14 protein-coding genes are annotated in these 14,038 nt (G+C 62.4%); 10 read left to right on the top strand and 4 right to left on the bottom strand.

Annotated elements, in window-relative coordinates:
* The first annotated feature begins 89 nt into the window (after window positions 1–89).
* The gene (gene rnd, locus U8326_RS04765) at window positions 90–1,280 is read left to right on the top strand and encodes a ribonuclease D (protein WP_324742668.1); all 1,191 of its coding nucleotides are present in this window, start codon (window positions 90–92) and stop codon (window positions 1,278–1,280) included.
* Window positions 1,277–2,173, top strand: a complete 897-nt coding sequence (locus tag U8326_RS04760) for a hydrogen peroxide-inducible genes activator (RefSeq protein ID WP_324742667.1) — start codon at window positions 1,277–1,279, stop codon at window positions 2,171–2,173. Before rnd ends, U8326_RS04760 begins: the two co-directional genes overlap by 4 nt.
* An 11-nt stretch (window positions 2,174–2,184) precedes the next feature.
* Here U8326_RS04760 and pgsA read toward each other — a convergent pair whose 3' ends face one another.
* Window positions 2,185–2,736 carry a CDP-diacylglycerol--glycerol-3-phosphate 3-phosphatidyltransferase gene (gene pgsA / locus U8326_RS04755; protein WP_324742666.1) on the bottom strand — a complete coding sequence of 184 codons (552 nt, stop codon included), beginning with the start codon at window positions 2,734–2,736 and terminating at the stop codon, window positions 2,185–2,187.
* Between the two features lie 112 nt (window positions 2,737–2,848).
* Between pgsA and U8326_RS04750 the strand changes: the two genes are divergently transcribed.
* The gene (locus U8326_RS04750; RefSeq protein WP_324742665.1) at window positions 2,849–4,159 is read left to right on the top strand and encodes an MFS transporter; all 1,311 of its coding nucleotides are present in this window, start codon (window positions 2,849–2,851) and stop codon (window positions 4,157–4,159) included.
* Between the two features lie 30 nt (window positions 4,160–4,189).
* Here U8326_RS04750 and U8326_RS04745 read toward each other — a convergent pair whose 3' ends face one another.
* Window positions 4,190–4,384 carry a hypothetical protein gene (locus U8326_RS04745; protein WP_324742663.1) on the bottom strand — a complete coding sequence of 65 codons (195 nt, stop codon included), beginning with the start codon at window positions 4,382–4,384 and terminating at the stop codon, window positions 4,190–4,192.
* 105 nt (window positions 4,385–4,489) lie between these two features.
* Window positions 4,490–4,903 (bottom strand): EVE domain-containing protein, encoded by a 414-nt coding sequence (locus U8326_RS04740; RefSeq protein ID WP_324742662.1) that lies wholly within the window; start codon window positions 4,901–4,903, stop codon window positions 4,490–4,492.
* A 60-nt stretch (window positions 4,904–4,963) separates the two neighbouring features.
* Here U8326_RS04740 and U8326_RS04735 point away from each other — a divergent pair, with 60 nt between their 5' ends.
* The 7 genes from U8326_RS04735 (at window position 4,964) to U8326_RS04705 (ending at window position 11,992) form a co-directional block, all read left to right on the top strand.
* Window positions 4,964–5,902, top strand: a complete 939-nt coding sequence (locus U8326_RS04735) for an isopenicillin N synthase family dioxygenase (protein ID WP_324742661.1) — start codon at window positions 4,964–4,966, stop codon at window positions 5,900–5,902.
* Between the two features lie 94 nt (window positions 5,903–5,996).
* Window positions 5,997–7,694: a putative bifunctional diguanylate cyclase/phosphodiesterase gene (locus tag U8326_RS04730; protein WP_324742660.1), complete on the top strand. Its 1,698-nt coding sequence runs from the start codon at window positions 5,997–5,999 to the stop codon at window positions 7,692–7,694.
* Between the two features lie 63 nt (window positions 7,695–7,757).
* Entirely contained in the window at window positions 7,758–8,567 is an 810-nt protein-coding gene (dapF, locus tag U8326_RS04725) for a diaminopimelate epimerase (protein WP_324742659.1), read from the top strand.
* Entirely contained in the window at window positions 8,549–9,736 is a 1,188-nt protein-coding gene (locus U8326_RS04720) for a MiaB/RimO family radical SAM methylthiotransferase (protein ID WP_324742658.1), read from the top strand. The genes dapF and U8326_RS04720 overlap by 19 nt, the downstream gene beginning before the upstream one ends.
* Window positions 9,733–10,659 (top strand): signal recognition particle-docking protein FtsY, encoded by a 927-nt coding sequence (gene ftsY, locus U8326_RS04715; protein WP_324742657.1) that lies wholly within the window; start codon window positions 9,733–9,735, stop codon window positions 10,657–10,659. Before U8326_RS04720 ends, ftsY begins: the two co-directional genes overlap by 4 nt.
* Window positions 10,659–11,297, top strand: coding sequence for an inner membrane-spanning protein YciB (locus U8326_RS04710; RefSeq protein WP_324742656.1), 639 nt, complete (start codon window positions 10,659–10,661; stop codon window positions 11,295–11,297). The genes ftsY and U8326_RS04710 overlap by 1 nt, the downstream gene beginning before the upstream one ends.
* A 101-nt stretch (window positions 11,298–11,398) precedes the next feature.
* Complete coding sequence (locus U8326_RS04705; protein WP_324742654.1) at window positions 11,399–11,992, top strand: urate hydroxylase PuuD; 594 nt, start codon at window positions 11,399–11,401, stop codon at window positions 11,990–11,992.
* Between the two features lie 64 nt (window positions 11,993–12,056).
* Here U8326_RS04705 and U8326_RS04700 read toward each other — a convergent pair whose 3' ends face one another.
* Window positions 12,057–13,973, bottom strand: coding sequence for a potassium transporter Kup (locus tag U8326_RS04700; RefSeq protein WP_324742653.1), 1,917 nt, complete (start codon window positions 13,971–13,973; stop codon window positions 12,057–12,059).
* Window positions 13,974–14,038: the final 65 nt, after the last annotated feature.

Raw genomic sequence — 14,038 nt, 5'->3', positions numbered from 1 at the left:
ATGCAGCGCGCGCTAACACGGGAAGTCCACCGCTTTGTCAAGCCGCAGCCCTTGGGCTGGGCGCTGTGCGGCGCTATGAACGGACGGAAATGAAGATACACGATCTGATAACCACCACCGCGGAACTTGCCGATTTGTGCGCACGCCTTGCCAAGGCCGACTATGTCGCGGTGGATACGGAATTCATGCGCGAGAACACCTATTGGCCGGAGCTTTGCCTGGTCCAGATCGCGGATGACAAGGAAGCAGCCGCCATCGACCCGCTGGCGGAAGGGATCGATCTTGCGCCCCTGCTCGATCTGCTGACCAACAACGAGGATGTGCTCAAGGTCTTCCACGCCGGCGGCCAGGATTTCGAGATCATCTACAATCTCACCGGCAAGACCCCGCATCCGATCTTCGACACGCAGGTGGCGATGATGGCGATCAGCCAGTCGGAGCAGATCGGCTATGCCAATCTCGTCGAAAGCTGGCTCGGCACCACGATCGACAAGGGCGCCCGCTTCACCGACTGGTCGCGCCGCCCGCTGACGGAACGCCAGATCGAATATGCGATCGGCGACGTGACCTATCTTTCCAGGATCTTCCCGCGAATCCTGAAACGCCTGCGGCAGACGGGGCGCGGCGCCTGGCTCGACGTGGAGATGGAGCGACTCGCCGATCCGGAAAACTACAGCAACAATCTGGATGAAGCGTGGCACCGCATCCGCCCGCCATCACGCAACGCGCAAGTGCTGGGCCGGCTCAAGGCGCTGGCGGCATGGCGGGAAAAGGAAGCGCAGGACAAGAACATCCCGCGCGGGCGCATCATGCGCGACGAAACCCTGGCGGACCTCGCCAGCCATCCGCCCAAGCAGCAGGCCGATCTCGCCAAGGTGCGCGGGCTGTCGGCCGCGTGGCGGGAAAACGACATCGGCCGGCGGCTGATGCGCGTGCTGCGCGAAGCGGAACCGCTGCCTGCGGACGAGATGCCGGCGAAACCCCAGCGCGGCGCCCCGCTTGGCAAGGAAGGCGCGCTGGTGGCGGACCTGCTCAAGCTGCTGCTCAAGATCCGCACCCGCGAGATCGACGTGGCGGCGAGGCTGCTCGCCCGCAGCGAGGAACTGGAAGCCCTCGCCGCCGGAATGCGCAACCTGCCGGTGCTGGAAGGCTGGCGCTATGAGATGTTCGGCCGCGACGCGCTGGAACTGGTCGAGGGCAGGCTCGCCTTCGCCGTGTTCGAAGGCAAACTGAAGATGACTCATGTCGACGAGGTCACGCAGGGCATCGCCGCCGGATGAGCACATATCTGCCTACGCTCAAACAGCTCCAATATCTCGTCGCGCTACATGAACATGGCCATTTCGGCCGCGCGGCGGAAAGCTGTTTCGTTTCGCAATCCACGCTTTCGGCAGGCTTACGCGAACTCGAATCGCTGTTGGGCGTGACCCTGGTGGAGCGCAGCAGGAGAGTGGTGCGCTTCACGCCGCTCGGCAATGCGGTGGTCGAGAAGGCGCATCGCCTGCTGCGCGAGGCCGAGGAGCTTTCCGAGCTGGTCCAGTCCGCCGGGCAGCCGCTGGCGGGCGAATTGAGGATGAGCGTGATCCCCACCATCGCGCCGTTCCTGCTGCCCCGCATCCTGCCCCGGCTGCGCAAGGAACGCCCGCAGCTCAAGCTGTTCCTGCGCGAGGAAACCAGCGCGGATGCGATCGAATCGCTCCATCACGGGCGCGCCGATTGCGTTCTTCTGGCCCTGCCTTTCGCGACCGGCGACGTGGACAAGGAAATAATCGGCCAGGACGCGCTTTACGTAGCCTTTCCCAAGGACGATCCCCGCGACCCGCCGGACGAGGTGCCGCCCACGATGATCGACGAGGGCAGGCTGCTGCTGCTGGAGGACGGGCATTGCCTGAGGGAACATGCGCTGGCCGCCTGCAACCGCCCGGAACTGCGCGCGAGCGCGACGATGATCGGCACCAGCCTGCATACGCTGGTCCAGATGGTCGACAATGGGCTTGGCGTGACCATGTTGCCCGAAATGGCGCTGGATGCCGGCATCCTGCATGAAACCGAAGTGGTCGCACGCCCGCTCAAGGCGAAGAACGCCAGCCGGGAGATCGCTCTCGTGTGGCGCAGAAATTCTCCGAGAAGCGACGAATTCCGGCTTCTGGCGGAGGAATTGCGAGCGGGGTGATCCCGGCCGGTTCAATCCATGTGCTTCAGGCCGACCCGCAGATAATCCCACCCCGTCAGCACGGTAAGGATCGCCGCGCCCCACAGGCTGACGATCCCTACCTGATACGGCAGGGGCCAATGCGGAGTTCCGCCCGCGAGGATCAGGGCGCCCAGCGAAACCAGCTGAAGCGTCGTCTTCCATTTCGCCAGGCGGGACACGGGAACCGATACCTGCACTCCGGCCAGGAATTCCCGCAGGCCGGACACGGCAATCTCCCGCAGGAGAATCACCAGCGCGGCGATCACGTGCCAGCCGGCGATGTCGCCATTGGCGGTCAGCATCAGAATCACGCCGGCGACCATGATCTTGTCGGCGATCGGATCGAGGAAAATCCCCAATTTCGAGACGGTTCCGCTGGTGCGCGCAAGATAGCCGTCAAAATAGTCCGTTATGCCCATCAGGCAGTACACGACAAACGCCGCGGCATAACCGCTCGACCATGCGGGCCACCACAGCAGCGCGACCAGAAGTGGAATCGCAACGATGCGCGAGAGAGTGAGTATATTCGGCAATGTCAGCATGGCAGTTGCGTTACCGTTTCCCGGGCCGGTGAAAAAGCTCTGCCTGCCCCCTTGTTCCCCACTCGCATACCGCTAGGGTCTGCGCCAGCCAGAGGCCGCTGACAAGGGTTGCATGACGACATCGACACATCTTCTCGCCCGGCGGCGTTTCCTTCCGCTGTTCGTGACCCAACTGCTCAACGCATTCAACGACAATCTCTACAAGAACGCGATGGTGCTGTTCGTCGTCTACAGCGTCTATAATTCCGAAGCGGAAGAAGCGAAATTCAGCGCCATCGCCTCGGGGCTGTTCATCCTGCCCTTTTTCGTCCTATCGGCCCTTGCCGGGCAACTTGCGGACATGCGGGACAAGGCGAAGATCATCCGCACGGTGAAGTTCTGCGAAATACTGATAATGGTTTGCGGCGCCGCCGGGCTGGTGCTTGCCTGGATGGATCAGATGACCGAAGCGGTGGCGATCCCGCTGATGCTGGCCGCATTGTTCGCCATGGGCATCCACTCGACCTTTTTCGGTCCGATCAAATACGCGATCCTGCCGCAGCACCTCAGGAAGGAAGAGGTGCTGGCCGGGACCGGACTGGTGGAAGCAGGCACCTATCTGGCGGTGCTGGGCGGGACCATCCTTGCCGGCTGGATTCCGGTGGAATGGGCGGCGGCCTGCGTCATCGTGACTGCCGTGATCGGCTATATCACCAGCCAGGAAGTCCCCGCCGCACCGCCGGCCATCGCCAGCCAGCCGCTCGATTGGCACCTGCTGCGATCGTCAGTCACCCTGGTGCGCAACACGATGCACGATGCCTGCGTCTTTTACGCCATTCTCGCGATCAGCTTCTTCTGGACCATTGGCGCCGTGCTGTTCATCCAGTTCCCGCCGCTGGCCAAGAACGTCCTGATGGCCAGCAAGGAAGTGGCCAGCCTGTTTCTCGTGATCTTCTCGGTCGGGGTGGCCGTCGGCTCGATGTCGATCAATTCGCTCCTCAAGGGCACGGTTTCAGCTCGCTTCGCCCCTGCCTCGGTGCTGGTGATGGGTTGCTTCGTCGCGGCCTTCTATTTCGTCTGCCGGGCATGGCCTGCCCCCGAAAGCGCGGAATTGCACTCAATCGGGGCCTTCATTGCGCTCCCGCTGGCGATTCCCCTGCTGCTGACCCTGCTCGGAATCGCCATTGCCGGCGGGATGTTCGTGGTGCCGCTTTATGCGTTTCTCACCACCAAGGTCGATCCGTCGCAGGCGGCGCGCACCATTGCCGCGAACAATATCGTGAACTCCGGGGCGATGGTGGGCGGGTCGCTGCTCGCCGTGGGGCTGAGCGCGGCGGGCGTGGCGGTGGTCGATCAGTTGCTGCTCAGCGCCGCGATGTGCATCGTATCGGCATGGCTCGGGCAGATGCTCTACAAGGCCGAATGCGCCCAATTGCCGGCTTAGTCGCAGCGCCGCGATCCGGAAAACCGCCGGTCAGAAAATGAACGCGCTGACCGCCAGGAAGCTCGCGCAATAGGCCATCAGGAACTCTCGCAGGTCCTGCATCGTCCAGCGATGCCTGGCGCGCACCTCGCCCCCCACGGCAGCGACCGACCGCACATGCGGCGGCAACGATGCAAGGAACGGATGCCGGGCGGCTTCATCGGTAAGGACCAGAGTGCGGCGCATTCCCGAACGTTAACGCACCGCTTACCATTTAACAGCCCGCCCTGGTTGCGTTTTCCCCTGTCGTCGCACTATGAGACAAGATCGCCCACAGGTATGAAGCGATGCTCACTCGCCTGACATCCTGAGCACTTCCTGCCATTCCGTGGGCTTTATCTCGGCCACTGAAAGGCGGGACAGGCGGACCAGCTCCATATCGGCCAGCGTCGGGTTGGCCTTGATCTCCCGAAGCGTGACCGCCCGGCCCAGCTTGCGCACCGGCTTCACCTTCACCGCCGCCCATTTCCCCTCAGGATCGGTCGGGTCGACGATCCCCCCTGCGCTGATCTCGACAATGCCGACAATCTCCTTGCCGATATTGGAGTGATAGAAGAACGCCTGATCGCCCGGCTTCATCGCGCGCAGATTGTTCGCGGCCCGATGATTGCGCACCCCATCCCAGGTCCCTTCCCCTTCGGCCATGAGATCGTCCCAGCTATAGGCGTCGGGTTCGGACTTCATCAGCCAATAGCTTTTTGCCATGCATATGCTCCCGTCAGACGTTAGGACGGCGGCTTAGCCGCAAACTTCCCACCGGGCCATATGGACTCTCCCGCACTTCCCGTTCTGTCCCTTGCCGATCCGGCCGGCGCCTTTGCCGAAGCAATCGGACGCAGCTTTCGCCAATTCGGCTTCGCGCTCGTCCGCGACCATGGGCTGGACCGGGATCTGGTCGCCCGGGCCTGGGCCTTGACCAAGGCGTTCTTCGCCTTGCCGGACGCGGAGAAGCGCCGCTACCATGTGCCGGGCATTGCAGGCGCACGCGGCTATACCCCGTTCGGAACCGAAATAGCCAAGGGCGCCACTCGCCATGACCTGAAGGAGTTCTGGCATGTCGGGCGCGATCTTCCCGCCGGGCATCCTCTGGAATCGGTCATGCCGGCCAATATCTGGCCCCTTTCGCCCGAAGGATTCGAACAAACCCTCGGCGCGCTGTTTTCGGAGATGGACCGCGTCGGCGGGCTTCTTCTATCCCGCATCGCGCTACATCTGAAACTTGCGGAAGATTGGTTCCGGCCCGCGACCAAGGACGGCAACTCGATATTGCGTCTCCTCCATTACCCGCCCGTCGAGGATGATGCGCAAGGCGCGATCCGGGCCGAAGCGCATGAGGACATCAATCTCATCACCTTGCTGCTCGGGGCAGAGGAATCCGGGCTTCAACTGCTCGACCGCAATGGCGCGTGGATCGACGTCGCGCCTCCGGAAGGCACGCTGGTGGTCAATATCGGCGACATGCTCCAGCGCCTCACCAATCACGTCCTCCCATCAACCACGCACAGGGTGCGAAATCCTTCCGGGCCAGCGGCCGGACGCAGCCGCTATGCCATGCCGTTCTTCCTGCATTTGCGCAGCGACTTCCTGATCCGCACCCTTCCCCAATGCATCGGCAGCGGCAATCCCGATCGCTATCCCGAACCGATCACCGCCGACGCCTATCTCCAGCAAAGGCTCAGGGAAATCGGGCTGGCCAAACCCTGATCGCGGCCACCGGAATGCTTCCGAACCGCTTTTAACTAAAATTTCAGCCTATCGGATGCATTTCGTTCGACACATCACGCGAAGGGGGCTTCGCTTGGCAGAGAGCGGCAACAGCGAAATACAGGGCGCAAGCCCGGGAAACGATCGTCTCAGGAAGGCGGATCGGGACATAGTCGTGCTTGGCGTTGCGATTTCGGCGATATTGCTGTTCGTCGGAACCGGCGGTTCCGTGCTGCCGCTGCTGGTGGATTACTGGCTCGCCGACGGCAACCGTCCGAATGCGCTGCTCATCAACCCGCTGCTCCTCAATATCGCTCTCATCATCTTCGGCTGGCGCCGGTATCGCGAACTGACGCAGGAGGTGCGCGAGCGTCGAAAGGCTGAGGAGCAGGCGCGGGTGCTTGCTGAAACCGATTCCCTGACGAATTGCCTCAACCGCCGCAGCATCGGCCCCGCCTCGGCCGATCTCATCGAGAAGGCGCGGCGATCCGGGCGAATAGTCGCGATGATGGTTCTCGATCTCGATGGCTTCAAGCTGGTCAACGATCTCAACGGGCACGGGATGGGCGATGCCGTGCTCCAGGAAACCGCGAAACGGCTGCAGGAGACGATACTGCACGACGGGGTGGTCGCACGTCTGGGCGGCGACGAATTCGCATGCATCGTCACATGCGATCCCCGCAATCCCGACCGGATCGACCAGCTTGCGACCGGGATAATCCAGGCCATCGCGCAGCCGATCGTCATCGGCGAAACCATCTTCGAGATCACCGCATCTATCGGAATAGATCGAATCGATTCGAACCTTCCGGAGCAGGCCGAGCACGCCGACTGGGAACTGCTGCTGCATAATGCCGACATCGCGATGTATCACGCGAAGAAAAAGGGGCGGAACCGCTACGCCTGGTTCCAGTCGGCAATGGAAAGCGAATTGCGCTTCCGCAGCCAGATGGAACAGGGGATTCGGCGCGGCATCGGCAAGGGTGAATTCGTCCCCTATTACGAACAGCAGATCGATATCGACAGTGGCCGCCTGGTCGGCTTCGAGATGCTCGCGCGCTGGAACTCGCCGGAACTGGGAATTGTCAGCCCCGAGATATTCATCCCCATCGCGGAGGAGATAGGCGTCATCTCCGAGCTGTCGGAATCGCTTATCAGGCAAGCGCTGCGGGATGCGAAGAACTGGAATCCCGACCTTCTCCTTTCCGTCAACATCTCGCCTCTGCAACTGCAAGACCCATGGTTTGCGCAGAAGCTCCTGAAAATGCTGACAGACAGCGGCTTTCCCCCGCATCGTCTAGACATCGAAATCACCGAAAGCTGCCTGCACGAGAATATCGGCGAGGTCCGCTCCGTCGTCACCAGCCTCAAGAATCAGGGCATCAAGATCAGCCTCGACGATTTCGGCACAGGCTATTCGAGCATTGCCCAGCTGCGCTCCCTGCCGTTCGACCGCCTCAAGATCGACCGCAGCTTCATCGCGGAACTCGGTTCGGACAAATGCAACCCGAAGCTCGTGGAAGCGATCATCTCGCTTGCCAAGGGGCTGAACCTGCCGGTCACCGCCGAAGGCATTGAAAACGATCGCGTTCTCTCCGTCCTTAGGGAACTGGGGCAGATGAAGGGCCAGGGCTATCTCTACGGCCGGCCGGAAGACGCCGATGCCACCCTCACCCGGCTTGCCGAACAGAAGCTGCTGGCGGAAACGCCTTCATTTCCAGCAAAAGCCAGCGCGCGGGCCGAACCGCCGCAATTCGATCCCAAGGATGCCAGGCGCAAGGCCATAGGCTGAGCGGGCATCCGCTTTTCCGCACCTCTGGACGGGAAGGCTCGCAATCCCTAGACGCGCAAGGCTATGCGCGTAGCTTTCGTCAAGATGCACGGCCTCGGGAACGACTTTGTCGTGATCGACAGGCGCGTCGGCAATGTGCCGCCGGTCGACACGGCTCTCGCCCGCAGCCTTGCGGACAGGCGCACCGGAATCGGCTGCGACCAGCTTGTCGTGATCGAGGGCAGTCAGGCCGCCGACTTCCGGATGCGGATCTTCAATCCCGACGGCGGAGAGGTGGAAGCCTGCGGCAATGCCAGCCGCGCGGTGGCGCTGCTGCATGGGGAGCCGGCGCGCATCGAAACCGCCGGCGGCATCATCCATGCCCGGCCCGCCGATCACGGAATCGCGGTGGACATGGGCCATCCTCGTTTTGAATGGAACGAGATCCCGCTGGCCTATGCGATGGATACCTACAGCATGCCGGTCGGGTGGGACGGGCTGGAAAACCCCATCGCCGTCAACGTCGGCAATCCGCATGTGGTCTTCTTCGTGCCGGATACCGATTCCATCGAACTCGACCGGCTTGGCCCGCAGATAGAGAACGATCCCCTGTTTCCCGAGCGGGTGAACGTGAATGTGGCCACCATCGTCAATCGTCACTCCATCAGGCTGCGGGTGTGGGAACGCGGCGCGGGCCTGACCCGCGCTTGCGGGACCGGCGCTTGCGCCACGGCGGCGGCGGCCATCAAGCGCGGCCTTGTCGAGCGACAAGTCACGGTAGCCTTGCCTGGCGGAACGCTGGCAATCGCGCTGGGCGAAGACAGCGCGATCACCATGACCGGGCCGGCGGCCGAAGCCTTTCGCGGAAGTTTCGAATGGGGAGCCTTCGCTTGAGCGTGGAGGTGATTTCCCTGGGCTGCCGTCTCAATATCTCGGAAAGCGAGGCAATCCGGTCGCTGCTGGGAAACGAGCCGGACATCGTCGTGGTCAATAGTTGCGCGGTGACGGCCGAAGCCGTGCGCCAGACGCGGCAGGCCATCCGGCGGGCAAGGCGGCGGCGGCCCGACGCGCGCCTTCTGGTGACCGGCTGCGCCGCCGAGATCGAGCGGGCCGAACTGGCCGCCATGCCGGAAATCGACGGTATTGTCGCGAATGGAGCCAAGCTGGATGCGCGGGCGTGGAATGTGCCTGCACAGCCGAAGCCCGCTGCGCCCAGTCACACCCGGGCCTTCATCGCCATCCAGAACGGCTGCGACCATGCCTGCACCTTCTGCGTGATCCCGCAAGGCAGGGGGCGGAGCCGTTCCCTCTCCATCCTGGAAGTGCTGGACGATGTCGAACGGCACCTTACCCAGGGCGCGCCGGAGGTGGTGCTGACCGGGGTGGACGTGACCTCCTGGGGCCATGACCTGCCGGGCGCCCCTGCCCTGGGCGCGCTGGCAAGCGCCATATTGAGCCGCTTCCCGCAATTGCAACGGCTGCGGATGTCCTCGCTCGATGGGATCGAGATCGACGGGGAATTGTTCGAATTGCTGGCGAGCGAACCGCGAATGATGCCGCATCTCCATCTTTCCCTGCAATCCGGCGACGACCTGATCTTGAAGCGCATGAAACGCCGACATCTTCGCGCGGACGCCGTCGATCTCGTCGAGCGGCTTCGCAAGCGCCGGACGGACATCGCCATAGGCGCGGATCTGATTGCCGGCTTTCCCACCGAGACCGAAGCAATGCACGCCAACAGCCTCTCCATCATCTCCGAACTCGGCATCGTCCATGGGCATATATTTCCCTATTCCCCCCGCCCCGGCACTCCGGCGGCGCGGATGCCGCAGGTGGACAAGGCGGCGATCAAGGAACGCGCCTCGCAACTCCGCGCGAAAGTGGCCCGTGTGCGATCCTCCTGGCTCGGGGGGCTTATCGGCGCCGAACTGACCGTTCTCGCCGAGCGCGACGGGACGGGCTACGCCGAAAACTTCGCGCGCGTCGCCTTGCCCGCCGGGACACCGCCGCGCACCATTCTTGCCATCACTCCCACCCAACTCGAGAACGGCGTGCTGCAATGAGCGAACCAAGCTGGTCGGAACGCCTGCTGGGCGGGTTTCGAAAGACTTCCGACCGACTTTCCGAAAATCTTTCCGGGATCGGCGGCGGCACCGCCAAGCTCGATGACGCCACGCTGGATGAGGTGGAAGATGCGCTCATCCTTTCCGATCTCGGCCCATCGGCCGCGGCGCGGATCAGGGAGAAGCTCGCCGGCAAGCGTTTCGGGCTGAGCATCAGCGACAAGGAACTGCGCGAAGCGGTGGCCGAGGAGATAGCGGCGATATTGCGCCCCGTGGCCAAGCCGCTGGAAATCACCGCCTTCCCCCGCCCGCAAGTAATTCTCGTCATCGGCGTGAATGGCAGCGGCAAGACCACCACCATCGCCAAGCTCGCCCACCTCTTTCAGGAAGAGGATTACGGCGTGATGCTGGCGGCGGGCGATACTTTCCGTGCCGCCGCCATCGGCCAACTGGGGGTCTGGGCAGACCGGCTGGGCGTGCCGATCGTCAAGGGGCCGGAAGGCGGCGATCCGGCCAGCGTGGTGTTCGATGCGGTCAAGGCGGCGACATCTCAGGGCATCGACGCCCTGATCGTCGATACGGCGGGCCGGCTTCAGAACAAGCGGGAACTGATGGACGAACTGGCGAAGATCCGGCGCGTTCTGGGCCGCCTTAATCCCGAAGCGCCGCATGATGTGGTGCTGGTGCTGGATGCCACCAACGGGCAGAATGCCCTTTCGCAGATCGAGATCTTCAAGGAGGTCGCAGGCGTTACCGGCCTAATCATGACCAAGCTCGACGGAACCGCGCGCGGCGGCGTTCTCGTCGCGGCGGCTGAACAATATGGCTTGCCGATCCACGCGATCGGAGTGGGCGAACGGATAGACGATCTGCGCCCCTTCGATCCGGATCTGGTCGCGCGTGTGATCGCAGGGGTGGCATAATGGTTGCTGAAAAGAAGAAATCGGGCTGGCTGAACCTGGTGGTCGATTATGGGCCGCTGCTCATTTTCTTCCTGGTCTATCGCCACTATTCGCCAGCCGACAAGGAAAATGCCGTGGGCGAGGTATTCGCGGTGATGCGCGGCACCGGCGCCTTCATCGTTGCCGCCATCGCGGCGCTGGGCATCTCGAAATGGCGGCTCGGCAAGGTTTCGCCGATGCTGTGGCTTTCCACGGCCCTGATCGTCGGCTTCGGGGGGCTGACGATCCTGCTCCACGATCCATTCTATGTGCAGATCAAGCCCACGGCGATCTATATTCTGTTCGCCGCCGTGCTCCTCGTGGGATACTGGAAGGGCAAGGCGTTGCTCAAGATCCTGCTCGAATCGGCTTTCGAGGGCCTGGACGACGAAGGATGGATGCTGCTCTCGCGCAACTGGGGGTTTTTCTTCCTGTTCCTAGCCGCGCTGAACGAAGGGCTGCGCCTGTGGCTCTCTTTTGGAGACTGGCTGGCCACAAAGCTCTGGGTCTTCATGCCCCTGTCCTTCCTGTTCACCTTCTCCCAGATTCCCATGCTGCTGCGCCACGGCCTGGGCGAGAAGGGGCAGGAAGAAGCAGAAAGCCAGATCCCGCCTTCCTGATATTTCACGAAATCATGTGACAAAGGCCGGTTGTTTTCTATTATGCGCCCGCTTCCGCCCGCAATTGCGGATATAAAAACGAGAAGTAAGGGGGAACGAACATGGCCAAGTTTTTCGGTAATCTGCATCTGATTCTGGCGGTCGGGCTGATAGCCGCGATCGTGGTGATCGTTTCATTCGCAGGCTGGACGGGAGGCGATCCGAAGTCGATAACCGATGACGTATTCCGCTGGCTCCACCTGTTCTTCGGGGTGCTGTGGATCGGGCTTCTCTATTATCTGAACTTCGTTCAGGTGCCGACCATGCCCTCGATTCCTGCGGAGCAGAAGGGCGCCATCACCGGCTTCATCGCGCCCAAGGTGCTTTTCTTCTTCCGCTATGCGGCTCTGCTGACGGTAATCACCGGCCTGGCCATTGCATTCCACAACGGATATGGCGCGCTGGCCCTTACCTTCGGCGGCCAGGGCGCGGACGGGATCAACCTGATCGGCCTGGGAATGTGGCTTGCGCTCATCATGGCCTTCAACGTGTGGTTCATCATCTGGCCGGCGCAGAAGAAGATTCTGGGCATTGTCGAAGCCAGCGCCGAGGAAAAGGCCGCCGCGGCCCCTCGCGCCCTTATAGCCAGCCGCACGAACCTGCTGCTTTCGCTGCCGATGCTTTACGCAATGGTCAGCGCGAACGTGGTCAACTAGGGTTCGCGGCCATCTATCATGAAGGGGCGGTGCGCAAGGCGCCGCCCTTTTCCTATGGCAGCGATCAGATCTCGAGCTGGCTGCCCAGTTCGACCACCCGGTTGGTCGGCAAGCGGAAGAAATCCATCGGCGCGGCGGCATTGCGCATCATCCAGGCAAACAGCTTCTCGCGCCAGATCGCCATTCCGGGATTCTTGGAACTGAGCAGGGTCTGGCGCGACAGGAAGAAGCTGGTCTTCATCATGTCGAACGGCTCTCCGCACATATCCACCTTCGCGAGCGCCGCCGGCACATTGGTTTCCTCCAGGAAGCCGAAATGCAGGGTCAGACGATAGAAGCCCTCACTCAGATCGACGACCTCCCAGCGCTCGGACCCGTTCAGGGTCGGCACGTCCTCGATCTCCACGGTCAGAATGATCACGCGTTCATGCAGCACCTTGTTGTGCTTGATATTGTGGAGCAGCGCGGACGGCACGCCGGTATTGCTCGATGCCATGAAGATCGCGGTTCCGGGCACCCGCGCCGCGCTGTTGTGGGCGCTTTTCGCGAATACCTCGATCGGGATCGACGCCTCCGCCATGTTCTGGCGCATCAACGCGCGGCCTTTCGCCCAGGTCGTGAGCAAGATGAAGATGAACAATCCGATGAGAAGCGGAATCCAGCCGCCATCCGGAATCTTCGTGAGGTTGGCGCTCAGATAGGCGACATCCAGTACGAAAAAGAGCAGCAGCAATGGCGCAGCCTGCCACCATTTCCATTTCCACATGGCGAAAAGCACCACGGCGATCAGGAAATTGTCGATCAGCATCGCCCCGGTCACCGCAATGCCATAGGCGGCAGTCAGGTTGGATGAACGCTGGAACACCACGACCAGAAGCAGCACCGCAATCATCAAGGCCCAGTTGACCGCCGGGATATAGATTTGCCCCATGGCCTTGCTGGTATGCTTGATCGACATGCGAGGGATGAAACCAAGCTGGATGGCCTGCTGGGTGACGGAGAACGCGCCTGTTATCACGGCCTGGGCGGCGATGACCGCCGCCATGCTGGCTATCAGCAACAGCGGCCACTGGAACCATTGCGGAGCGAGAAAATAGAACGGGCTTTCCAGCGCCGCCGGCACCCGCATCAACAGGGACGCCTGCCCGAGATAGTTCAGGACCAGCGCGGGAAGGACCAAGGCCACCCAGGACAGCCGGATCGGCGGGCGGCCGAAATGCCCCATATCGGCATAAAGCGCTTCCACCCCGGTCACGGCCAGCACCGCCGCCCCCATCGCCAGAAAACCGCGCAACGGATCGGCAAGGAACATCACCACCGCGTAATGGGGGCTCAAAGCACCGATGACGCTGGGCATGGCAGCGATACTCATGATCCCGAGGATCGCGATCGTCGCCAGATAGAGCGTCATCATCGGGCCGAACAAGGCGGCAACCCGCGCCGTGCCGCGCTGCTGTATGAAAAACAGGACAATGATGATGCCCACCACAAGCGGAACGACCAGCGGCCCCATTCCCGGCGAATAGACCGCCACGCCTTCGATCGCGCTCAGCACGGAGACGGCGGGGGTTATCATGCTGTCCCCATAGAACAGAGCCGTCGCGAACACGCCCAGCAGGACGATGCCGGCGCTCCATCGCCGCTGGCCCACATTCATGTTTATCAGCGCGAGCAGGGCGAGGCTGCCCCCCTCTCCCTTGTTGTCGGCGCGCATGATGATGAAGACGTATTTGAGCGTCACGATAATCATCATCGACCAGAACATCAGGCTGATGATGCCGTAGACATGCAGTTCGTCGAGCGGCAGCGGATGGTGCCCGGCAAAGGTGTCGCGCAGCGCATAGAGCGGGCTGGTGCCGATATCTCCGAACACCACGCCCAGCGCGCCGACGGCAAGTTTCAGGATGTTCCCATCCGGTTGATGCGCGCCATGCCCCGGTTGCGGAGGCTCAGCTTCGCCTTCGATCACGGCGTCACTCATCGAGATTGCGCACCCCTGATGCCTTCCGGGACCCGTGGCCGGACTCCGGATTGTGGGGGCTGGCG

The sequence above is a fragment of the Tsuneonella sp. CC-YZS046 genome, assembly GCF_035581365.1.
Taxonomy (GTDB): domain Bacteria; phylum Pseudomonadota; class Alphaproteobacteria; order Sphingomonadales; family Sphingomonadaceae; genus JAWKXU01.
The sequence above is the reverse complement of the archived record's forward strand: the minus strand, read 5'-3'. Positions and strand labels throughout refer to the sequence as shown.

Excerpts from the sequence above, each read along its gene's own strand:
- U8326_RS04745 (WP_324742663.1), bottom strand. The coding sequence starts at position 4,384 with ATGCGCCGCACTCTGGTCCTTACCGATGAAGCCGCCCGGCATCCGTTC.
- ftsY (WP_324742657.1), top strand. The coding sequence starts at position 9,733 with ATGAGCGAACCAAGCTGGTCGGAACGCCTGCTGGGCGGGTTTCGAAAG.
- U8326_RS04720 (WP_324742658.1), top strand. The coding sequence starts at position 8,549 with ATGGGGAGCCTTCGCTTGAGCGTGGAGGTGATTTCCCTGGGCTGCCGT.
- U8326_RS04735 (WP_324742661.1), top strand. The coding sequence starts at position 4,964 with ATGGACTCTCCCGCACTTCCCGTTCTGTCCCTTGCCGATCCGGCCGGC.
- pgsA (WP_324742666.1), bottom strand. The coding sequence starts at position 2,736 with ATGCTGACATTGCCGAATATACTCACTCTCTCGCGCATCGTTGCGATT.
- U8326_RS04705 (WP_324742654.1), top strand. The coding sequence starts at position 11,399 with ATGGCCAAGTTTTTCGGTAATCTGCATCTGATTCTGGCGGTCGGGCTG.
- U8326_RS04710 (WP_324742656.1), top strand. The coding sequence starts at position 10,659 with ATGGTTGCTGAAAAGAAGAAATCGGGCTGGCTGAACCTGGTGGTCGAT.
- dapF (WP_324742659.1), top strand. The coding sequence starts at position 7,758 with ATGCGCGTAGCTTTCGTCAAGATGCACGGCCTCGGGAACGACTTTGTC.
- U8326_RS04760 (WP_324742667.1), top strand. The coding sequence starts at position 1,277 with ATGAGCACATATCTGCCTACGCTCAAACAGCTCCAATATCTCGTCGCG.
- rnd (WP_324742668.1), top strand. The coding sequence starts at position 90 with ATGAAGATACACGATCTGATAACCACCACCGCGGAACTTGCCGATTTG.
- U8326_RS04750 (WP_324742665.1), top strand. The coding sequence starts at position 2,849 with ATGACGACATCGACACATCTTCTCGCCCGGCGGCGTTTCCTTCCGCTG.
- U8326_RS04700 (WP_324742653.1), bottom strand. The coding sequence starts at position 13,973 with ATGAGTGACGCCGTGATCGAAGGCGAAGCTGAGCCTCCGCAACCGGGG.
- U8326_RS04740 (WP_324742662.1), bottom strand. The coding sequence starts at position 4,903 with ATGGCAAAAAGCTATTGGCTGATGAAGTCCGAACCCGACGCCTATAGC.